This window comes from Blautia sp. AF19-13LB (genome assembly GCF_003479105.1).
GTDB classification, from domain to species: Bacteria; Bacillota; Clostridia; order Lachnospirales; family Lachnospiraceae; genus Fusicatenibacter; species Fusicatenibacter saccharivorans.
In genome coordinates, this window is sequence record NZ_QUGO01000001.1 from 445,538 (window position 1) to 467,599 (window position 22,062).

The 22,062-nt window shown below is 37.5% G+C and carries 23 protein-coding genes; 19 read left to right on the forward strand and 4 right to left on the reverse strand.

Features of this window, described 5'->3' with window-relative positions; genetic code table 11:
* The first annotated feature begins 123 nt into the window (after nucleotides 1–123).
* From DWX32_RS02125 to DWX32_RS02210, 17 genes are all read left to right on the forward strand, one after another.
* Entirely contained in the window at nucleotides 124–387 is a 264-nt protein-coding gene (locus DWX32_RS02125) for a hypothetical protein (RefSeq protein ID WP_117805192.1), read from the forward strand.
* Between the two features lie 66 nt (nucleotides 388–453).
* Nucleotides 454–1,449, forward strand: a complete 996-nt coding sequence (locus DWX32_RS02130) for a hypothetical protein (RefSeq protein ID WP_147398469.1) — start codon at nucleotides 454–456, stop codon at nucleotides 1,447–1,449.
* Nucleotides 1,450–1,825: 376 nt separating this feature from the next.
* Nucleotides 1,826–2,779, forward strand: a complete 954-nt coding sequence (locus DWX32_RS02140; protein ID WP_118659175.1) for an LPD25 domain-containing protein — start codon at nucleotides 1,826–1,828, stop codon at nucleotides 2,777–2,779.
* A gap of 91 nt (nucleotides 2,780–2,870) precedes the next feature.
* Entirely contained in the window at nucleotides 2,871–3,365 is a 495-nt protein-coding gene (locus DWX32_RS02145) for a hypothetical protein (protein WP_117805188.1), read from the forward strand.
* A 113-nt stretch (nucleotides 3,366–3,478) separates the two neighbouring features.
* Complete coding sequence (locus DWX32_RS02150) at nucleotides 3,479–3,955, forward strand: hypothetical protein (RefSeq protein ID WP_117805187.1); 477 nt, start codon at nucleotides 3,479–3,481, stop codon at nucleotides 3,953–3,955.
* A 22-nt stretch (nucleotides 3,956–3,977) separates the two neighbouring features.
* Nucleotides 3,978–4,223: a hypothetical protein gene (locus tag DWX32_RS02155; protein ID WP_117805186.1), complete on the forward strand. Its 246-nt coding sequence runs from the start codon at nucleotides 3,978–3,980 to the stop codon at nucleotides 4,221–4,223.
* Nucleotides 4,224–4,241: 18 nt separating this feature from the next.
* Nucleotides 4,242–5,807, forward strand: coding sequence for a DUF6674 family protein (locus DWX32_RS02160; RefSeq protein ID WP_118659176.1), 1,566 nt, complete (start codon nucleotides 4,242–4,244; stop codon nucleotides 5,805–5,807).
* Nucleotides 5,808–5,821: 14 nt separating this feature from the next.
* Entirely contained in the window at nucleotides 5,822–7,510 is a 1,689-nt protein-coding gene (locus tag DWX32_RS02165) for a hypothetical protein (RefSeq protein WP_118659177.1), read from the forward strand.
* 14 nt (nucleotides 7,511–7,524) lie between these two features.
* Nucleotides 7,525–9,840 (forward strand): VirD4-like conjugal transfer protein, CD1115 family, encoded by a 2,316-nt coding sequence (locus DWX32_RS02170; protein ID WP_118595993.1) that lies wholly within the window; start codon nucleotides 7,525–7,527, stop codon nucleotides 9,838–9,840.
* Between the two features lie 26 nt (nucleotides 9,841–9,866).
* On the forward strand, nucleotides 9,867–10,922 hold the full coding sequence (locus tag DWX32_RS02175; protein ID WP_117812942.1) for an ArdC family protein: 1,056 nt from the start codon (nucleotides 9,867–9,869) through the stop codon (nucleotides 10,920–10,922).
* Nucleotides 10,923–10,934: 12 nt separating this feature from the next.
* The gene (locus tag DWX32_RS02180) at nucleotides 10,935–11,510 is read left to right on the forward strand and encodes a hypothetical protein (protein ID WP_117805181.1); all 576 of its coding nucleotides are present in this window, start codon (nucleotides 10,935–10,937) and stop codon (nucleotides 11,508–11,510) included.
* Nucleotides 11,511–11,604: 94 nt separating this feature from the next.
* Nucleotides 11,605–12,000, forward strand: coding sequence for a hypothetical protein (locus tag DWX32_RS02185; protein ID WP_118659178.1), 396 nt, complete (start codon nucleotides 11,605–11,607; stop codon nucleotides 11,998–12,000).
* 64 nt (nucleotides 12,001–12,064) lie between these two features.
* Nucleotides 12,065–12,349 (forward strand): hypothetical protein, encoded by a 285-nt coding sequence (locus tag DWX32_RS02190; protein ID WP_117805179.1) that lies wholly within the window; start codon nucleotides 12,065–12,067, stop codon nucleotides 12,347–12,349.
* Between the two features lie 350 nt (nucleotides 12,350–12,699).
* On the forward strand, nucleotides 12,700–13,095 hold the full coding sequence (locus DWX32_RS02195) for a hypothetical protein (RefSeq protein WP_117805178.1): 396 nt from the start codon (nucleotides 12,700–12,702) through the stop codon (nucleotides 13,093–13,095).
* Nucleotides 13,077–14,459, forward strand: a complete 1,383-nt coding sequence (locus DWX32_RS02200; RefSeq protein WP_117812944.1) for a relaxase/mobilization nuclease domain-containing protein — start codon at nucleotides 13,077–13,079, stop codon at nucleotides 14,457–14,459. The genes DWX32_RS02195 and DWX32_RS02200 overlap by 19 nt, the downstream gene beginning before the upstream one ends.
* A gap of 15 nt (nucleotides 14,460–14,474) precedes the next feature.
* Nucleotides 14,475–15,500 carry a hypothetical protein gene (locus DWX32_RS02205; protein ID WP_118659179.1) on the forward strand — a complete coding sequence of 342 codons (1,026 nt, stop codon included), beginning with the start codon at nucleotides 14,475–14,477 and terminating at the stop codon, nucleotides 15,498–15,500.
* Between the two features lie 93 nt (nucleotides 15,501–15,593).
* Nucleotides 15,594–16,775 carry a hypothetical protein gene (locus DWX32_RS02210; RefSeq protein WP_055265155.1) on the forward strand — a complete coding sequence of 394 codons (1,182 nt, stop codon included), beginning with the start codon at nucleotides 15,594–15,596 and terminating at the stop codon, nucleotides 16,773–16,775.
* 66 nt (nucleotides 16,776–16,841) lie between these two features.
* Here the strand turns inward: DWX32_RS02210 and DWX32_RS02215 are convergent, their stop codons facing one another.
* The 4 genes from DWX32_RS02215 to DWX32_RS02230 form a co-directional block, all read right to left on the reverse strand.
* Nucleotides 16,842–18,461 carry an AAA family ATPase gene (locus DWX32_RS02215; RefSeq protein WP_055265153.1) on the reverse strand — a complete coding sequence of 540 codons (1,620 nt, stop codon included), beginning with the start codon at nucleotides 18,459–18,461 and terminating at the stop codon, nucleotides 16,842–16,844.
* A 19-nt stretch (nucleotides 18,462–18,480) separates the two neighbouring features.
* Nucleotides 18,481–19,053 (reverse strand): recombinase family protein, encoded by a 573-nt coding sequence (locus DWX32_RS02220; RefSeq protein WP_055265151.1) that lies wholly within the window; start codon nucleotides 19,051–19,053, stop codon nucleotides 18,481–18,483.
* Nucleotides 19,054–19,185: 132 nt separating this feature from the next.
* A complete protein-coding gene (locus DWX32_RS02225; RefSeq protein WP_117812947.1) occupies nucleotides 19,186–19,350 on the reverse strand; it encodes a helix-turn-helix domain-containing protein in 165 nt (54 codons plus the stop codon).
* 141 nt (nucleotides 19,351–19,491) lie between these two features.
* Nucleotides 19,492–19,806 carry a hypothetical protein gene (locus tag DWX32_RS02230; RefSeq protein ID WP_117812948.1) on the reverse strand — a complete coding sequence of 105 codons (315 nt, stop codon included), beginning with the start codon at nucleotides 19,804–19,806 and terminating at the stop codon, nucleotides 19,492–19,494.
* Nucleotides 19,807–20,016: 210 nt separating this feature from the next.
* On the opposite strand from DWX32_RS02230, the gene tnpA reads away from it, so the two are divergent.
* Nucleotides 20,017–20,454: an IS200/IS605 family transposase gene (gene tnpA / locus DWX32_RS02235; RefSeq protein WP_117812949.1), complete on the forward strand. Its 438-nt coding sequence runs from the start codon at nucleotides 20,017–20,019 to the stop codon at nucleotides 20,452–20,454.
* Nucleotides 20,435–21,538 carry an RNA-guided endonuclease TnpB family protein gene (locus tag DWX32_RS02240; RefSeq protein ID WP_055265145.1) on the forward strand — a complete coding sequence of 368 codons (1,104 nt, stop codon included), beginning with the start codon at nucleotides 20,435–20,437 and terminating at the stop codon, nucleotides 21,536–21,538. The genes tnpA and DWX32_RS02240 overlap by 20 nt, the downstream gene beginning before the upstream one ends.
* The last annotated feature ends 524 nt before the right edge of the window (nucleotides 21,539–22,062 follow it).

Consider the following 22,062-nt stretch of genomic DNA (forward strand, 5'->3'; position numbering starts at 1 on the left):
ATGAACAACCTGCAATAGTAAACTCCGACATGGCAGTTACGCCAATCACATCCGTGAAAACAAAACCAATGCTAAAGAAAAAAGTGGTTGGACTATGCTTATAAGAAAATGGGGAGGATTTCAATGGAAATAACAGAAATAGAATGCAAAATCCTACGGATAAAAGCCGGAGCTATTTTAATTCTTGGGATGCAGCTAGGAAGTGAGCTGCAGCTTGATACGGAAGAAAAACGAGAGGATGTTCTGATGCAACTGGTGGCTATGCAGCGGCTTGTCGAAAAAGCCGAATATTCCCCAGATCTTGCATTTGAATATTTCGGTTATTCGGAACAAAAACGGCAGCTTTACAAGAAGGTTGTTGACTACATGATTGATGTTTCGAAATAAAAAAGGTGTTAAAAAGAAAAAAAGGTCGCTAAGGGAAATTTCATCTTTCTCTTACGACATTTTTTGTTGGAGGCATTTATGAGTAAAAGAAAATTTTCAAAAAAAGAGGTTGCCATAAGCATAGCGGCGGCCGCTCTTGCAATAGCAACGGTTGGAGGCGCGGTCGCTATCCATAAAGATTCCAGCAACTCAAATACTGGACATTCTATTACCGTGGAGCAATCAGACTACAGTAAAAAAAAGGAAGAGGCAATCCAGCAGATTCAGGATGCCGTAAAAGACTTATCGGATGACCAGCAATCCGAAATTGACTCTTATATCAAACAGAATATTGAAAACATCCAAAAAGCTGAGTCTGAACGTACCATAGAAAGCACGCTGCAGGAAACACTCGATTACATCGACCAAAGAAGTTTGAGTGAAAAAGAAGAGCAACGAAAAGAAACACAGACAACGGAAACATCTTCTTCCAGTGAAAGGGAGGTTACTTCTTCCTCTGTATCAGAAGAAGATAAATACCATATCCTTGGGGAAGATTATATTTATGAAAATAACGACTATCTTCCAGTTATCAATCAAAGTAACTGGATCTATATGTCTGATGAAGAGAAAGACGATTGGCTGAAGAAATGCACACCGGTAAAAGAAGATTCCGCCCACTCTATCACAGCCATATGTACAGACGCTTATGGTTACAATAAAAGCTGGTTTCTTCCCTGCAGACTGCATAAATGGATCACGGAAAACAATATCACAGCAACGGAAGGTGAATATCTGGCCTATGGAACCTATAAACCAAGTAAGGAAACATTCTATCTCGTACTGAATGACAGTAACCGAACCGTAACTCTGGTTACATACAACAAAAATTCCCAGGACTTTTCCTTTGAATTTGCCGGCATGACAGAGAGTGAGGTACTGGAAATGAAGAAAATGGATGCAAATACATCAGACACCACAGGGCACCAGGAAGATTCCAATAATACTTCTGATGCCGGTGATGCACCACTTTCTGAATCTGCCTTAAATGAAATGGAGAAAAATGCAGAACAAAATCAATAAAATCAAACATACCGGCGTATATGTTCTGGTTGTAGATGATTACTTATACAAAACCGGAGACATATTTGGCGAGTGGGTTTTTCTTCCCATGGATTCACCGGCAATCTCAAAATATGATGATACTTACGTTATTATTAAGTATGATTTAAGTGACATTACAAATCAGACACAGAAAAACTGGATTCAAAAGCAAATCGAGCAAAATAAACATAATATTTCGCGCCTCAATAACATCTTAATAGCGTATATGGAGAACGAAACCTGGAATTCATAGTCTCCAAGGAAAACTGATACTTATAAATTTTCCGAAAAAGGTAGCCTAATTTTGAGGCTGCCTTTTTTGAACCACAAATCAAAAAAAGGAAGAATTAAAAACATGAAAATACAACGAGATGGGAAAGAATATACCTTGACGGCCGAAGAAGTTATGGAAGCCCACGAAGAATTTGTTACCAGTTTTATGGTTGCCGAATTGGAAAATTCATATGATGTACCACATAAATATTCGAAAGATCTCGCAAAAGAGGCATATGATATGTATGCTGACAGCAGTAATTATTCCGAATATGATTGCATCGAACGTGTTGCAAAGGACTATCAGGATCGCTGTAAAGAACCTACTGTTACAATAACTTGGTCAGAGTGTAACGATTTTGAAGATGGCGAGGTTATTCCGCTCGCAGAAGCAAATAAAAGGTTTGAATTAATTGATGCCGATATTCGAGAACAATATGGCGGCCACTATTATGAAAAGACAAAATTCCTGTTGAATTATAATATGGGGAAAGAAAATTTTTCCTATGAAGGCCGCCAGGATTTCGGTGATTATGAGGGTTCCTTGATCGATCACCTTCATAATATGGCACTTATGTATGCATATGATTCTGAGTATTATGATTCGGTGGCATCCAGTAATACACCGGAACTTGCAGAGAAAATCCGTACCAATGGACTGTTTCTTTTAAATAAGCTGGTGCCGTATTTGAGAGCACATGAAGAAATTTCCGATAAATCAGTAACAGTGCATGTTCTGTTTGACAAGCCATCTGTAGAGATAGAATCATGGAAGGAAAAATACTTGATAGATTTCGATAACTATGTATCCGACTGCAGATACTGCCTTAATTCTGGTTTGAATTTACCCGATGAACCGATGTTAAAAGATTACGATCCAGCTTTAATTGCAGAAAGGCAAAAAATAGAGGAAGAACTTAAGCAGGAAGCTGCTGCTGCGGGAATGACGGTAGAGGAATATGCTGCAAATGATTTTATTTCTCCAAAGCAGCAAACAACGAATAAGAAAGCCACAAAAAAACAGCCAACCCTTTAACCTATGTTCAGCAATCTATCCCCGGCTTCTTGCATATACCTAATTTTCTGTTATTATAAAAGTGAGAAAAAATGAAAGAGGCGAAAGAAATATGAAATTTGATATTAATGCATTAATTCAAAAACAAAAAAGACCAATCAAAGATAAAAAACAGCTTTCTGCTGAACTGAAAAAAACTATTGAGCAAGAAGAAGATCCTCGGATTCAAAAACATAAAATTAATGCCTTGAAAAAGGGTTATACTCCAGAAGAAGCGGAGAAAATTGCTAGTATTTGCCGATCATACTATAAGTCTATTGACAAAATGCAAGCGGAACTTTCTGAGAAATCCATGAAAATTCACGAGATTTTTAACGAGCAATCTGTAAAGAAAGGATCATGGCAGCAAAAATACTTGACAGATTTTGATAAATATGTATCCAAATGTAGATACTGCCTTAATTCTGGTTTAGATTTGCCTGATGAGCCGCTATTTACAGATTATGTTCCGGATTTAATTCCTGTAGAGGAAGAACTTAATCAGGAATCTGCTGCCGCAGGAATGACGTTAGAAGAATATATCAAAAAAGAATATCTTTTCAAATAATATTTTCAAAAGGCAAAAAACAGTAAACAAGCATACAAAATGTTCCCAAAAACGCCCAATCATTTAAGACTGCTAAGCAGTCTTTTTTATTACAAAAAAAGGAGAAAGAAACTATGGATATAGATACATTAATTGAGCGACAAGAAGTACTGGTTGAAAATCAAAAACAGCTTTTATCTGCGATGGTGTCTACACTTGACCTAATGAAAGCAGAAAAATTACGTCAAGAAATAGATCAGGAAATAGCATTTGATGAACCAAATAAGACTGTTGAGCAAGAAGAAGATCCTCGGGTCCAAAAGCATAAAATTATTGCCTTGAAAAATGGTTATACCCCGGAAGACGTGGAAGAAGTTGCGAGTATTTACCGATCATACTATGAATCTCTTGATGAAATCGAGGCAGATCTCGCTGCAGAAGGTAAGCCAAGTAATGGATCTGACTATGAATTACGAGCTGAAAATGTACGTGCGCTTCGCGATCAGGACTTATCATATATTGACCACAAATATGAAGAGCAGCGCAAACAGAAGTCACGTCCTACGCAGCATCCACTGAAACGTCCCAAAAAAACGATGAGTAAAATTTGACTTGTAGAAAAGAGGAAACCATATGTCAGAGTCACTGGGCCCCCGGAAAAAGGATTGGGATTTTTCATCCACATTAAAAACTCTTCTGGATCGTCATACTCTCGAACTTTCCAACGAAGAATTAGAGGAAATCAATCTATACCTTTTAAATCAAAGAGAACACGCGATCGCTTTATACTCTCAGCAATTATATGGAATGAAACGTACAGCCAATCGTTTATCCAACACTTCAACATCCTTTCAGGATCAGTTACAACACATGAACTAAAAAGAAAGAAGGGTTCTTATGTCACAAGAAATTGAAAATAATTTTGAAGAACGAAAGAAAGACTGGGACTTGACCGGGCTTTTGGGCGATGTTATTCGAAGGTACATATATCAACTGACTAATGATGAGCTTAATGAAATCAACTTGGAAAAAGCTTCTGGAATGCCAGATGAAGAGATTAAAAATGGAATCAAACTCCCTTTGGCTACTATGCAGCAACGCCGTGAAACATGGGGTTCTCAAAGTAAATTAGATGTACAAGAGCCTATGATTTTTATATTGCAAAGTACAGTAGAAAAGTTGTCCGTCGGAGACAAAATCCCATTATCAGACGCAGATAGCTTTTTGATTCACCAAGAATCCGGTGTTCTTAATTATGAACTTCATTATTTGATGAATGGTACGCCGCAGGAGTATAATGCATTCCTTGATCTTTCTAAAGTTAAAGTGGCCGACACGTTAATGGATGGCGTTACGCACAGCGTTCCACCTGCTTTATCGGATTACCTTGAGCGGCATCAACAATTAAACGATACAGAACTTGGAGCCAAACGATTGCAGAAGTTAAATTGTGATTCAAAAAATGTATCTTATGCAAATGCTCTACTTTCCTATGTAAGAGAAGCAAGGGAATGTTTAAATTCTGGAAAACAACTTCCACAGCGGCCAACCAGAAGTTCTATTACTCTTGAAAAGCCAAACGAAGAAGTTGCAGTTCCGCTTTCCGAACAAACTCCAGAAGAAACTGCTGTCCCTGATCTTAATTCTGCACCTGAAATTAGTATCCCTTCATCCAACAATGAAGAAGTTATGCAGCATCAAAACACCACTCCGGAAAGTCCGGAGGCAGAACATCAACAAGCAAAAATGGAAAATCTTATGGATATATCTCTTCCATTGGTTGATCAGGAACCATTTCAAGAGATACTACAGGCTCTTCTGAAAAATGATATGTCTCAAGCAGCTAATCTGTTGCAATATCTCGGAAGTCATCTGGATAAATTACAAGAAGAGCATCAGAAAATGCAAGTAGAATTCAGGGAACTCAAAGAACAGGTAAATTCTATTGACGAAAGATTTTTTAATGATTCTGACAGTGTTGATACTGTACAGAATAATCTTGATCAGAGTGAAAAACTCATAACACTTAACAAGTCCCGCCTTGCCAATGTTGTTCTGCAGACTAAGAGTAAATTAAAAACTGCTGGAAAAAATGCGCTTTTATCGTTTGCTGAAAAAATTCATGTTCCAAAAGCTTTGGCTTCGTTGCAAAAGGGAATGCAGCATACGCAGGATTCTCTCGATGTACTATTCCAGCGGCTGAACGATGCAAAGCAGGCCGTACAAGATGTTTCCAATAGTGTAAAAAACGTTGGCCGGGCATTGACCGGAAAAGAACTTCTTGAATATGTCCCGTGGGACCCAGAAAAGGGTAAGATTGCTTCTGTCCAGCGTAAGATTTACGCTATGGAGCGTACATTGGGTAATTTGCAGGAAAGAACAAATACATTACTTTCTAAAATGCAACGTCCTGAGCAGAAACCCGAGAAGCAGGTAAAAAAGACAACTAAAAAGGTTATTTAAAGGAGGTATTAAAAATGGCAGCTGAAGATGCAGGTGGAAGTGGTGACCTTGCTATCTTGGTCAACACAGAAATGATTATTCTTAAAGGGGCTGTTAAAGCAGCAGCTTCCGCAGGTAGTGTAACCGGAAAGGTAGTAAATAAAGCTCTGCTTTCTCCCTTCCGACTGATTCAATTTTGTATGAAACTACATAAGCAACATATAATCTCCACGTCAGACTTCAAAAGTTTTACACAATTCATGAAAGCCTGTGATGGAGATTATATTATCGCAAATCTCCCCACACGCGATCCGGAACAGTTGGATAAACTCATGGATTCCATGACAGAGGTTGGAATTACCTACTGTCTCCTTCCTGATCTGGATATTCAGGATTCCTGCCAGCAAATTGCCATACGTGGAAAAGACGTTGCAAAATGGCAGGCATTATACGAATCTTATGTAACAAACCAGCTCGATCTTGGTGGTCCACTGGATTTTGAAGAGTTGAAAGCTCTTACTTCCGGAAATTATAAAATCAAAAGTCTTGCACTCGGAGATGCTTCGGAAGATAATGAGCAACTAGAGCAATTCCTGGATATATTGGACGAACGTGGCGTGAACTATTCTGTTCTTCCGGATCTTAAATATGGAGATAATCACATCCAGATTGCCGTTGCGAATCAATCTCTGCAACAATTCGCAGCAGCTATTAAAGCATATTTAGAAGAATTTCCGGATGCAGCTAAAAATTTGGTAGAAGATATAACTGAACAAGAATATTTTGATTCTGGCCGTATGTCAGAGGAAGATTATATGAAAACAGCTTCGCCGGAAATAAAGGAAAAAACCGATCCAAAAAATTGGCAGAAAGGAAAAAATCTGAATGCACAGTCTTTTGAGCAAGCCCTGGCTGGGAAAGAAGTCGATCGTTATGAAACCTTAAAGAACCGACCAGGGTTAATCGAACGATATATTCCTTCTCAAAGAGTAGCTGCCAGAAGAGAAGATGAAATTGCGCTGCAGACAGGTGACCGAGAATATGTTCGTATTCAGGAAGCTCTTTCCGTTGACAATGGTAAGGGCTTTATTATTTTTCTTGATCCGGAAAAAAATTATAATGTCTATCGTCCGGATGAAAAAGGGATTCTTCAGACTCCTTCCGGCAGTCTGTCTGGAAAAGAATTTTCCAAGTATACAGAACAATCTGACGAAACACATCGTTTAGATTATATTCCGTATGCAGAAACTGAAACTCCGTCCGAAGCTCCTCAAAAGCAATCATCAAAAGCAAAATCTATGGAAAAAACTGTTTCACAAAGCTCTCCAGATGTTTCTACTCAAGAAGCAGCTTTTCCCGTTACCATTAATTGTAGTCTTGTTGATGATATTATGGATGACAAGACTTTTATTTCTCGTATTCCTGGTTCTAAATTGCATATCAAACTTCCTCTTTTTTCCATTGCTGATGACGGAAAAACTCTTGTTTCAGCAATTGATCCACAAAAGGAATATGAAATTTTTAAAAATGATTCACCAACATCGAATCCTTTATTGAATATGAAAGGAGCGCAAATACTACCTTATTATGATCCAGTTCGACGCAAAAACATAACAAAACAGTTCGGCCAGAATCAAAATAAGATTTTAAAGTTTTCTCAAAATCCTGCTTCTAAACACAAGCCTAAATCTTCCCCTATAAGGAAAAAAGACTTAAAGCTTTAATATAAGGAGAAAAAATGATAAAGAAAAAAAAGATTCCAATTAAAAGTCTTGTGCTTATTCTTATTTTGGTCGAATTAATCTGCCTTGTATTTGCAGGTATTTTGGGTGAACCTGGTAATGATATAAATCTTAAAACAGCGTCATGGATGAATCATCCATGGCGCTGTTTTAATCAGTACACATTGATTAGTCTTGGATGTGGTCTGACCGGATGGGTATTTTTTCTTGCGTTTTATTTGGATACGCATCGCAACACACATTCAGACATCGAACATGGTTCTGCAGAATGGGATGATCCGGACACTGCAAATAAACGCATGGCCGATCTTAAGCATCCGGAAAATAACCGCATTCTTTCCAAACACGTAAATCAGGCTTTATCCGGTTCGAAATCCTTTCCAAATAATAATATGATTGTTGTCGGTGCTCCTGGTACCGGTAAATCATTATTTGTGATTGCTCCAAATATTTTAAAATGTATTTCTTCCTATTTATTCATGGACCCTAAAGGTGAACTTGTGGAAAAATATGGAAACTATTTGCAAAAGAACGGTTATCAGATCCGTGTTTTGAACTTAAAAAACATGGAATCTTCTGATCGATACAATCCTTTTGTTTATATCCGAACAGAAGATGATATTCCACGATTGATTATGAATATTTTCAAGTCTGTGGAACCCCCGGATGCCCAAAAAGGCGACCCTTTCTGGGATGATGGTTGCGCTCTTTATCTGCAGTCTCTCTTTTATTTCGTGTGGGCTGTATCTGTACCAGATAAAAAAAAGATTTTTGCAGAAGCCGGTTTAAAATGGGAACCTGTATATGCTACGCAAACTTTAAATCAAGTAACAAAGCTCATGCAGCTGGAAAGTAAAAAAGTACCACCTCGCTCTGAGGATGAAGAAGAGTCCACAGAATTATCTTTATTAATGGATGCATTAGCAGATATGTATCCAGATCATCCAGCTGTCAGAGATTATCGTAAATTAAAAGAAGGTGCGCCCGAAACAGTTGCTTCCGTTCTTTTAATTTTAAATGGAAAATTCAAGTTCTTTTATTCGAAATCTATTCAGCGCATTTTTGAAGCAGATGATATGAACTTATGGGAACTTGGAACCGGTTGGCACAGGGATGGAAAAAGTAAAGTAGCATTATTTCTAGTCCTAAAAGAAAACGATAGCAGCTACAATTTTGTGGGAAATATGCTTTATCAACAGCTGTTCGATGAACTTTTGGTAGAAGCAGATCAGAATTACCATGGTGTTCTTCCTATTCGTGTTGAGTGTTGGATGGACGAGTTTGGCAACGGGTTACGGCCGGAAGGTTTTGAACATTTAATCACAACCCTTCGATCTCGTAACATTGCTGTCATGCTGTTCCTGCAATCAATTAGTCAGCTGCAAACCATGTACAAGGGTGACGGATGGAAAGTATTCATGGATTCCTGTGCTGTATTTTTATTTCTTGGTTCCGGCCGTGGTGCGTATGACACCCAGGAAACTATCAGTAAAATGTTGGGTGCTGCCACAATCGAAAAGGCATCCGGTAGTGTTTCATACGGTCAAAACGGAAGCAGCAGCACAAGCTACGATCGCCTGCAGCGTTCGCTTATGGATGCAAATGAAGTTGCACAAATGGATAAAGACAGTTGCATCATTCTTCCATTTGCAAGTAAACCAATCATCGACAAAAAATATAAGCCATTCCATGATCCCTCTTATTTGAAGGCAAAAAAATATGGACCTTATACCCATCCAGTTGAAATTTTCCGTGATAAAAACGGAAACCTGCATACAGTAAATCACCAGGAGAAATTTTATTTTCCGGATGAAGGTCTTCAAGCAAAAATACGCGATGATCTAAAAGAAGGGAAATCTTCCGGCATGTTATTCGAACTCAGCGAAGATGAATTTTGTTCTCTGGATCTGGATGATCCGAAACTGAATGGCCCGCAAGGAAATCTTTTTTTGCTTCAACAGTTAAAGAAATTGGAAGATGATAGTGCCACTTTAAAATTACAGAATGCTGTCAACGAAAAAATGAATTCTGTAATTTATGATACGTCAGACAACACATCCTCCTTGGAGGCAGATGAAGAATCTGCCGCAGAAACCATTTCTGTTTATGATGTGCGTCAATCTTGGGATCTTTCCGGGAATCTGGAAGATGTTATCCGAAGATATATACTCGAACTTTCCGAAGATGAAGTATCAAACATCACAGAAGCTATGAATCGGCATATCCCGGAAAAGAAGATCAAAGATTGTTTAACTCTTCCACCGGAAAAATTATGTCTTATGCTGCAGTTTTATATGAAACAAGCAAACTAAAGTAACTTAGAGAGGAAGTATACCTTATGGCCGAAGAGAAAAAAAACAGATCAGAGGAACTAGAAAGTCTGGATAAGAAAATCAATGAGATTATTAATGGATGGAATCAAAATCCGGAAGAGATTGTTGAATTTTTACAGTTCTCCAGCAAATTTTCTTACGCTTATTCACCACGCAACATGATGCTCATTGCTCAACAGCAAAGAGGAGCTTTACTCTGTAAATCCTTTAAAGCCTGGAAAGAACTTGGTTACTCTGTAAAAAAAGGTGAGCATGGAATGGAAGTGTACGTCCATACACCGATCACTATTTTAAAAACAGATGATGGAGATATTCCTTATAGTAAAGCATCCAAAGAACAGCAGGCCGCTTATGATGTCGGAGAAATAGAAGGAGAGAAACTTTCGTATTTCAAAAAAGGATATACATTTGATATTACGCAGACAAACTTTCCTCCGGAAAAATATCCAAAGCTTCTTGACCGTGGAATTCCATCTGAATTTCACAGAAGCTGCACAAATATATTAAAAGAATACTGTGAAGAGAATCTTGGGCTTAAAGTTTTTCTGCAAGACCAGGAACAAAATATTAAAGGAGTTTCCCTTTATGGCTATCACAGTCCGTCAGAACACGAAATTCATATTGCTTCAACTTTACAGGATACCGCTGCTTTCTCAACATTAACACATGAATTCGGACACGCTCTTGCACATGGATCTGTCGAAGAATCTCTGAATACAAATTTGCATCAAAAAGAATTTGAAGCTGATGTTATGAGTATTATGTTTTGTCAACACTATGGGCTTGAAATAACCGACGAAAGAAAGAGTCATCTTTCTGGTCATTACAAAGATTGGAAAAAATCCGATCCGAACAATTTTCATCCGGATAAAAGTATGCGGAAAATGTTTGACTTATTTAGGGAACACTCAACTGTCCTGGATCAAAAAATAGTTAAAGCTTTTCCAGAGCTTGCAACAAAATTACTTCCGCAAGAACTAGAAGTGAATTCAGAAAAAAAGAAAGTTGTAAATAAAACTGCTAAGAGAAAACCAAAGAAAAAGAAAACACCAAGACTGTAAATACGATTTTTTATGAAGAAGAAAAATAGATGCGCAGACGAATTTCCATCCAGCAGTATCAGAAAATACATCGGCTATCCAGATAGTGCGTATATACATTTTGATGAAGTTGGTGCAGTGCTTTTTATTTTTCGAGCAAATCCTTCTTTGAAAGAATTGGATGGATTCGAAAAAAAATTTGAAATTCGAATTACAGAATTTTCAAAAATCATGTTTATCTCTTTTCGCTTTGGATCTTCTGACTGGTGCAGCATCTCATATTCTCCATACTTAGACACATGGCAGAGCAAACAATTTATTTTTCCGAATTGTAAGTACGGAATAAATTTATTCATAGCACTTTTCGATACATCAACCGGAAAAATATTAAGGGCCAGGATGCTCGATCTTCCGTGCCTCTTTTCAAAAAAAATACGCTCTGCCATTGTACTGCAGGCACTGCAGCCATTCAATAAAGAGAAATATATTAAAGTTATTAAGCAGTTTACTTTTTTTCATTCGCAAGAAGAAATTGCAGTGCAAAGCAAATTATCATCACGCTGCACAGTCCATTATCGTGCATCACAGACTGTCCCTATACAAAAATAATGAATTATTTTCACACCACACATTTCAAAATAATCAGAAAAATGCAGAATCACTATTCTGTGTTTCATAAAAAATTAAAAGTGAGGTAACTAAAATGGAAAGAAAAAAAACTCAGGCAACAACAGCAAAGTTAAAAAAGGTTCAGACCGAAATCAAAAAGACAAAGGATAAACTCAATAAACTTATGGCAGAAGAGGAACGTTTGACTGTTCAGTATCAGACAGAAAGTTACGAAGAGACTTTAGCTTATTTGAAGTCTGCAAGCAAAAATGGAAAGCCAGATCTTGAAGAGATGTGGAAGTTTTTGCAGAGCACTTATTCTCCTGAGTTGAAAAATTCAGTTTCACCATCGACCGGAAATTCTGCACCTTCAGAAGAATCAACTGATGACGTAGAAGAAAATTCTGAAACAGAAGAAACATCCAGCACTGTTCCGGAACAAAAAATTTCTCATTATGATTCAAATGATCTTGAGTTTTTAGCTGACTAATTTTTTGCGGGACATCCTTTTGGGGTGAGGACGTCCCGTTTTTCAAATAGAATCGAGGTAGCAAATGGAAAGCAAAAATTATCATTTCAATGTGAGCAATCCCGAATTGATTTCAAAAATTGAACGCTTCAATGAATATGGATTTGCAAACCGAACTGATTTTTTTCTTGAAGCAATAAAAGCATATGACACAATTTTCACTCCAGAAAATTCTTTGAAAAAACTCATCACAGACGCAGTGATGGATGGAATTGTTGGAGCATTGAACATAGAAACAAACACAACTGATGATGGTGATAAAACAAATTTTGAAGACAGTGATGAAGATTATCTCATCTACATTAAGTAAGAATTGTAAAAATTTACATTACCTTATACCTACGCTCGATATAAAATCGAGCAAAAGGGGTCTTAGGGGACTCCCTAACAAGATGCAAATTGTTTACAATTTGCGTATCTTGCTAATTAAGAAATAGGAATGTGTTTCTTATGGTCGTAAAACGTCCATGAGCCTGCAGCCCCAGTGTTTATGCGGCTTTCCGGGATTTTCATAAAAAACGCATTTTTCTCCACAAAAAGCCCATGGTCATAAAACGTCCATGGATATTTTTGTCATGGTCGTAAAACGTCCATGGGCTTTTTTTAATTGATTTGTCTCGAAAATTTTTATCACCGAGTACAGAAAAGAGGAAAGTATTGATGGAAAAAGAAAATAAAAAAGCAACTGCCTCTGAGAAACTGACGAAGGTAGTTGCCATTCGAATTTCTCAAACTGATTATGATATTTTTTTAGAAAAAGCAAAAATGGAAAATCCGGAATCCACAAAAATAAATATTTCAAAATACTTATGCAGCGTTTTACACGATTCCACAATTTCAAATTTTCATTTTTTAAAAAAGAATTTTCGTCAAGTCGAACAGGCCTTACTCAATATTGACAGCAAACTTTTGCAGATCGAAAAAAATTCGGCAGGATCTTTTTATCCGGAAGAAATGTTGGAAAAAATCTCTGAATGTAAACGGCAGCTTGAAAAATTAGAGTTTGATTTTCAAAAATTGGAAGAGGAGATTTCAAAATGGCAATCACCAAACTGAGTCATGTCAAAGAACGGAAATCCGGAAATCCTAACGCAGGACTCTATAATTGCATTGATTATATTTTGAATCCTGACAAAACAGAAGAGCGTTATATCGGAGGAAACGCGGGTTCCACTACACAGGAAGTATATAACCGGATGATGGCAACAAAACAAGAATTTCGCAAATTGGATGGCCGACAATGTTATCACTTCATTATTAGTTTCGCACCAGGCGAAACGGATGCTATCACCTGCTTCAATATTGCTCAGGATTTTTGTGAAAAATATCTCGCCGGAAAATATGAATACGTTTTTTCTGTCCATACAGATCACGCGCATATGCACGCTCACATAGTTTTTAATTCTGTCAGTTTAGTAGACGGAGTAAAGTATCATTATTCAGATGGACAGTGGAAGAGTAACATTCAACCGATAACGGATCAGCTTTGCGAAAAATATGGACTGAAAAAATTGACTTACGTTCCAGGAAAAAGAAAAGGCGTTGATTATGGAACATGGAGGGAAAAGAAAGATCCATCCGGAAGTCAACGATTACGTGAAGCTATTGACATGGCAATAGCGCAATCTGATTCCTACGATGATTTTCTTTCTATAATGAGGAAGTCATATCAAGTAAAAATTGGGTTTTCACAAAAATGGAATTCTGAATATCTTTCATTTAAAGATTTTAAAACTCCGGCCGGACGATACCGTAGAAATTACGTTCTTGGAAAATCATACACTGTCGCAAGTATTCAAAAGCGCATTTCATTAAATAAGATGGAAATTCCAGAATCATTAAAACGACTGCCACCACATATTCGAGGTTTTGAATCTTCCATCGGCTCTGGTTTTCGTTCAGCAAATGGTTTATACCTTACGCAGCATCAAAAACGTTATATGATTCCATACTGGAGGTTAAAAAATTCCGAACGCACAGTTACTAGTGGCACAGGGAACATTCGAGAATATTCAAAAGAGGCTGATAGAAATTTGCGTGACCTGCAAACCGTGCAAGATAATAAAATTCGAACCGTTCAGGATTTGTCCTCCCGCTTGGATGAATTGAATCAAATGACCGATTCCATTCGAAGAGAACTTCGTGCAATACAGTCTAGCCGTGAAGATTCAGAAACAGAGAATGTCATTTCCGAATATCTTTCCATTCAAAGTGCATTTGCGAATGCCGCTGTTCCTATTGAAATGGAAGGGAAATTTGAAAACCGATTGGATGAGATCGAAGAAAACTATCCGATCGAAGAATTGATACACCAAAAAGAATCTAATAGTAAAAAAGAAAAACAACTACAGAAAGAAATCAAAAATTTGCAACAGGCATCCAGACGTTTATCAAAATTAAAAAAGATCCAAAAGAGATAAAGAGGAGTAGTGAAAATGGCTTTCCAAAAATATTCTGAAGAAAAACGTAATGAAATTTTAGATTCTCAACAGGAAAAAAATGCGCGTGGAAAAATAAGTTTATTACTGAATTTGGGATTTTCCAAAGATTGGATTGAAAAAATGCTTCCTTATATAAATGAGGATACTACATCATGGCAATTACGCATGATCAGTCTTTTCGATCAAGATCCGGAAGATCTCGTAGCCATGTTGGAAGATTCCGTAAAAAATTCTTCTGTAGAAATTTTTCAGTCTATTCGGAAGAAATATTATATTGAAAAAAAAAGCAGTGCAGATATTGAACAGATTCAAAAATCAATGGAGCAATACGTTCCATTGATTCATAACCAACTAGACGCTTACAACGAAATGTCCGCTTTGTTGCAGCAGCAATTTGCCGTCCAGCAAGAGAAAGATGATCTACATAAATCTAAAGGTGACCTGCAAGAAAGAATAAATGCTATGCAGAAGGAGCATGAAAAAATTTCCATTGAGAAGGAAGATATTTTTCATCAGCTGCAGGATTCAGAGAAAGAAAAAATTTCCATTCAGCAACAACTCGTTGATGCGACTGAATCGCTGCAGAAATCTCAGGGAACTGCAGCTTCTTATGAAAAACAAATTGCTATTCTGAATAATAGAATTGATGAACTTGAAAAGCAGTTGGAAGTATATCAAGCTAAAGAAAATGAAATTGCCCAGGAAGAAGAGAAGCAGCTTGAACAGATTCCCGTTAAACGTCGAATAATCTGGTCATCTTTTTTTCATGACTCTAAAATAAAACGCAAAGAAGAACTATACATTCAAGAACAGGCTGAACGTGAGAGACTTGCAAAGGAATACATTTATGATCCATCCCATTCTGAAGAACAGGCTGCGCTTTTTCTCGATGCAGCAGGAACAGAAGAGTGGACCTTAGAAGATCTTCGAACACTTGCTGCACAATCAGATATTGACAGCATGAAAATATTACAGCGTAAAATAGAACAGCTGCATAAAGCTTCACAGAAAAAAAAATAATAAATAGCTTTCTTCCACATTTACAGTTGTTGTTTTATTTTGAGGAAAATGATAAAATTAATATAGTTCCATTACTACGGAGGTGATTTAAAAATGTCAGTATCATATTTTAATACAAACGAATATGAATTAATGAATAAAGATAATATTGTTGCAACTGTAAGCTGTACAAGAGATGAATTTAATGACTTATATTTTGAAATTCATCATATATTTTCACAATTACCAATTGGTTTCAAAACATTTAAAGACTGGATCGAAAATCGTAGAGCACCTAGCAATCGCCAGCACATTGAAAAATTGCTTAAGCGTTGCAACTGTTATGATTTAGAAGGCTTCCTTCAAGTTACACATGCTGCAACTTTAAATGATACGTTTTGGGTTCGTCTAGCAAAGAGTCATCTTTCCTGGAATAATGTTTCGTTATTCCAAAATCCTTTCGATGACGTTGTTGCTCGGATAGCCTTTGAAGGTGGTTTATATGGTGAACATTTTTCAACAGCTTCCCCTGAATTTTCTACTGATGGAACTTTTGCAAAGTGTTGGACTCGTTTAGACAATCAAATTTTCCTCATGAAAAGAGGGTCTGAAGGTGGTGCGAATGCTGGGTTTGAGCCATACAGTGAGATGTATGCTTCACAACTAGCCGCTGTATTTTGTCCAGACTCCGTTCCATACGATGTTGTAAATTACCATGAAAAAAAAGCCTCTAAATGTCCGCTTTTTACAAATGAGCAATATGGTTTCGCTCCAACTTATAAATGCATCGGAGTAGAAGCCGGTATTGCCCAAACCCTGCAATACTTTTCTTCTATTGGTAGCGAAAACGCTTTTCGTAGAATGCTAGTTTTAGATGCCCTTATAGTCAACACTGACCGTCACAAAGGAAATTATGGAATATTATTTCAAACTGATACTCTTCAACCGATAAAAATGGCACCTGTATTCGATCACAATCAAAGTTTATTACCATACGCAATGGAAGATGATTTTCGTGATCTCGATTCCTATTTGAGCGAAAAAATTCCACGAATCGGTACAGACTTTTCAGAAACTGCAGCCATGGTAATGACTCCAGATATAAGATCAGATCTAAGAAATTTACAGGACTTTGAATTTTCTGATTCATCAAACGGTTTACCAAAATGGAGAGTAACTGAATTAAACAAATTAATAGTCCATCAATCAAGATCTATCCTTAAATCAAAAAAAATATATATGTCTCCCGATCAACCTAAAAAGAAAAATATTAAAAAATCAACTCCTCGTCTATGAAAAAAATCCGTGTCAATAATTGACACGGATTTTAAAGTTAATGTGATTATGATAGCTCTCTATTCATTATAGTTTACGTGGTTTCTTTCTTGATGTAGTCTTGAGATTTGGTTTGGAAGTATTGCAGTTTTCATTAAGTAATTGTTTTATCTCTGGCCGTGGAGTATTGGAAACTATCGAAAGTCGTTTTAAATACGTTGCTGCATTCAAATAAAGTACATCATTTTGTTTTGAAGAAGCTCCCGTATAAAGTACCAAACGGCTTTTCACCTTTCCAAAATTTTCATCTATATATTCCAAAAAATCAGTGTTTCTTAAATGCTTTGTTTGATCTATTACGATCTGATTAGAGTATTTTACTTCAAACAGATAGCTTTCTCCTTTTTGCTTATCAACCAGTATCATATCAGCTTCAACATGCTGGTTGTTGTTTCTCAAGGTGATGCTTAATTGTGATACGTAATAACGATCCAGATCAATCTTTTGGAATGTTTTATATGTTTCCGCAAGAATTATATTTTCAAGTAAAATTCCTTTTACGAAATGATCTGCTCTTAAAATAAATAAATTTCTGTCAGCTATACCACAAGTATCCTTCCACATAGAATCATCCGCCAAATTTTTGATCAAAGCAGTTGAATGGGCATATATCATACCTGGTTGCATAAAAATTTCTAAATCTTCAGAACGTTCCCCACTATTCAATGAAATATATGATGGAATTTCGAGAAATAGTTCGAGTTCCAACAAGTAATTCTTTAGTTCATCCAGATGTCGCTTACTTAAAGACGTTTGCATTTCATCCAAATCCTTAATTCCCAAAGCATTCTTGGTTGCCTGATTGGCTTCTTCCGTGTTAATTAGTGACACATAAGATGGTTCTTGAATATTATGGATCGTAGAATACAGCGGGGCACTTTTAAAACACTTGTTAACTGCTTTGACCGTAGTGTAATAGCTGAACTTATTAATCATTTTATTCAAAACAGATTTCAATTCATTCTGTTCGTACAACTCAGTTATTGCAGCTCCATACCTTCTTGCATCTTCGCTTTTCTCCAATGAATGTAAAATATTTCCAACAATAGCGGTATTTTGATATTCTTCGCTGGCCTGCAATGTTTTATATGGACTTTTTGTTAATGTTCCTCCGTATTCAATATATTCATCTACGGAATCATTTTCGATAAGTTTTGAAAACTCCGCAAAAGGAATATAGGATGTATGTATCATTTGAATCCTATCATATAAAATATCGGATTGCGCAAGCATAATTCCCAATGAGTCCGTTCCAGCGATAACGATTTTAGCTCCTTTTGCTGCAAAATAATCTGAAAAAGTATTTCCATATTTTTGAAAGTCTGTAACTTCCGTTATTTCATCTAGGAAAAAGTTGCGAACGCCTTTATCGTATAAATCTTCCATTGCCTGCCGCAATTCAAGCATATCACATTCCCGTAGGCAAAGAATATATACTGTTTTTTCTTTGTCTTTATCCGATAGTTCTGATATATACTGATACATCATTACTGTTTTTCCGGTTCTTCGTAGGCCATATAAAGCACAAATCTTTCCAGGATATTCATGCTGCATGAAACCTTTCAATTGATTATAACAATCCCTTTTCCGAACATATGAAGTGGCGATTTGGTTTCCCATAATAATATTAATATTTTTTTCATACATAAATTGCGCCTCCATTTCTTCATTGACTTATTTTATATTCTCGGAACAAGCGGTCAAGCGTACATCTACTTATTTTCAATTCTTTTGCAATCTGCGTTTTCGTTGCCTGTCGGGTCATATAACGATTATAGTATTCTTCGATTCCAGGAACAACGATTTTGTTTCTTCCTTTGTAGCGTCCTTCTTTTTTGGCAATGGCTATTCCTTCCCGCTGCCGTTCCAGAATCATTTCTCGCTCAAACTCTGCAATGGCTGCCATCATGGTGAGCTGCAAACGTCCTGTCGGTGTCGATGTATCAAAGTTTTCTTTGAGACTTACGAACTTTGCTCCAGTATTCTCGATTCTTTTCACGATACTTAAGAGATCATATGCAGTCCGGCCGAGTCTGGAAAATTCTTCCACATATACGACATCATCTTCACGAATGAACCCCAGCATTTCCTGAAGTTTAGGTCTTTTCATCGTTTTACCGGATGCCTTCTCAATAAACCACTTATCAATATTATATTTTCCCAGTGCCTCTCGTTGCCTGGCTTCATTTTGTTCAACCGTTGATACTCTTACATAAGCAATATTCTTACCTTTACTCATTTTTTCCTCTTTGTACAAATAACTTCTTAGATATGGTCTACATTTTGTTCAATAATTGAATCTCTGACTTTATTTTAACATTTTATTGTCCATTTGACAATGTATAAAAACGTACACCCTATTTAGATATTTTTATTGTGACATCACATCTTCCCTTACAGCTTTTTCAAGAAGCTGACGAACATATTCAGGACAGCTGCTCTTACCGGATTCCCAGTTTTCCAAAGTTCGCACAGGAATATTATACTGCCTGGAGAATTCAGCTCTTGATTCAGAAAGCATCTCTCTTATTTCCATTTTTTCTTCCTCATTTGATATTACATATACTTTGCCATTGTGCTCCGCCAAAAGAATCCGTCATACAACCACTCAAGATCGTTTTTAAAAGTTGGCACATCGTGATGGTCTAATTCGGCAACGAATTTTACGTATTCATAGCTATAACCGTTTTTTTTGTAATACGTCAGCAGCGAGTTTATAGCTGTACAAAAAGTCTGCTTTATCAGCAACAGGATCTTCATCATCCCAACTCCACTCATCTTTTTCTTTCTCTTCATCTGTCATGGTGTCGTTTGCCTTTTTGTAAAAGAGAGAGAAAGCATATTTTTCTTCAGCCGGCAGATCTTCCATTTGCATCAAATGAGCCTTTCCCCAGGCATCATCAAAAATTTTTTTAAACTTTGACTTGAGTGGCATAGGAGTTTTATGCTTATACTGATTTATCGTGTCATCAATAATGAGCGCTAAATCCATATCAATGGGAAGTTGTTCTGTAACCAGATATACGCTTTTTTCATCGCAAACAATATAGAAGGTATCATTTTCAGTTTTTAACTATGCTCAGCAAGAAGTCCCCGACTTCTAAAGTGGGGGATGAATTGCGTCCGTCATAAAATATTGAAATACAGGATAAGAAGCGTTATAATAAAATCAGTCGAAGAAAAAAAGAAAGGCTGAACATATATGGAATTAGACAATAATGCACATTCGGTATTTTTGCTGTATTACCATCTTGTCCTTGTTGTCAAATACCGCAGGCAGGTCTTTGATGAAACGGTTTCCGAACGTTCAAAGGAAATCTTTGTGTATATTGCACCGAAGTATAACATTATGTTGCAGGAATGGAATTATGATAAAGATCATGTCCAGATTTTATTTCGGGCGCACCCAAATTCAGAAATCAGCAAATTCATAAATGCATATAAAAGTGCAAGCAGCAGACTCCTGAAAAAAGAATTTCCGCAGATACGGCAGAAACTGTGGAAAGAATGTTTCTGGAGCCAGAGTTTCTGCCTGCTTACAACAGGCGGCGCACCAATAGAAGTCATCAGAAAATATATTGAGTCACAGGGAGAAAAAAGCCGCAAAAGGGGCAGGTCTTATGGCAAACAAAGCATATAAATTCAGGATATATCCGAACAGGGAACAAAAAACACTGTTTGCCAAAACGTTTGGCTGTGTACGGTTCATCTATAATAAAATGCTGGATGATAAAATCAAATATTACGAGAAAACGAAAAAGAAACGGAACAATACCCCGGCGCAGTACAAAAAAGAATTTCCGTGGCTGAAAGAGGTTGACAGTCTAGCCCTTGCAAATGCACAGATGAATCTGCAAAAGGCATATAATAACTTCTTCCGGGATCCGAAAGTTGGATTTCCGAAATTCAAATCCAGACATAAAACCCGCGCTTCTTATACAACGAATAACCAGAAGGGCACGGTAGCCCTTGAAAATGGGCACCTGAAGCTTCCAAAAGCAGGGTATGTGAAGGTCAAACAGCACAGAGCGATACCGGAAGATTACCGGATCAAATCGGTCACCATCAGTCAAAATCCGGGCGGGGACTATTATGCAAGCGTTCTGTTCGAGTACGAAAACCAAGTACAAAAACAGCCCATGCATCAATTTCTTGGTTTGGATTTTTCCATGCAGGAACTGTACAGGGACAGTGAAGGCAGAGAACCGGAATATCCGGGATATTACAGAAAAGCGGAACAGAAATTAAAGAGAGAACAACGAAAGCTCTCAAAAATGCAGAAAGGTTCCAAAAACCGTGGAAAGCAGCGGATCCGGGTTGCCAGAATGCATGAGAAAGTAGCGGCCCAGCGCAGAGATTTTTTACACAAACAATCGCGAAAGATTGCAGATGCGTATGATTGCGTCTGTATAGAAGATCTCGATATGAAAGCAATGTCACAGGCGCTGCACTTTGGCAAATCCGTTTTGGATAACGGCTGGGGGATATTTGTGAATTTCCTGAAGTACAAAATGGAAGAACAGGGAAAACAGCTGGTGAAAGTAGGCCGTTTCTTTGCAAGCAGCCAGCTGTGCAGTGTATGCGGGTATAAGAATACCGAAACGAAGGATCTGCGAATCCGTGCATGGATCTGTCCGAAATGCGGTACACACCATGACAGGGATGTCAATGCTGCAGTCAATATCCGGAATGAGGGTATGCGTCTTATGTACAGCCTGCAGTGACAGGAATATAGAAAAAACCGTGGGGCACACGGGGATAGCTCGCTTATGCTTGACACAGTGGTGTCATCGAACGAGAACCGACGGTTCGCTTTTTGCGAAAGGAAGCCCCCGCCTCTGTAGGCGGGGGAGGATGTCAGTTCGCCCGGCGCGAACGTTATTCTTAAAGGTGAAAGTCCTAAGTGCGCCTGTTAGCGGGAAGCACATAGCCAACAAGGCAAGGGTGTCCATTGTGAGATGGAATCTGAAGGAAGCCTGAGGCAAACCATTGGTCCGACGGACAGAAATCATGTATAAGGCTTACAGTTCGGATAAGACTGCTGAACAAGTTGAAGTCCAATAGCTAACAGAGGACTGGTAGTAGACATGGCGGATAGGTGATGAGAAAGATAGCGTATTTTAACCGGGGAGATCCTATGAGTGGTTTCATCAGCCATAGTAACAACGAATCATAGGAAGTCAGCAGATGTCATAGTGTGCGACTTGCAAGTCGTCATTTAAATTGTGATAAATTCACTACTACATCC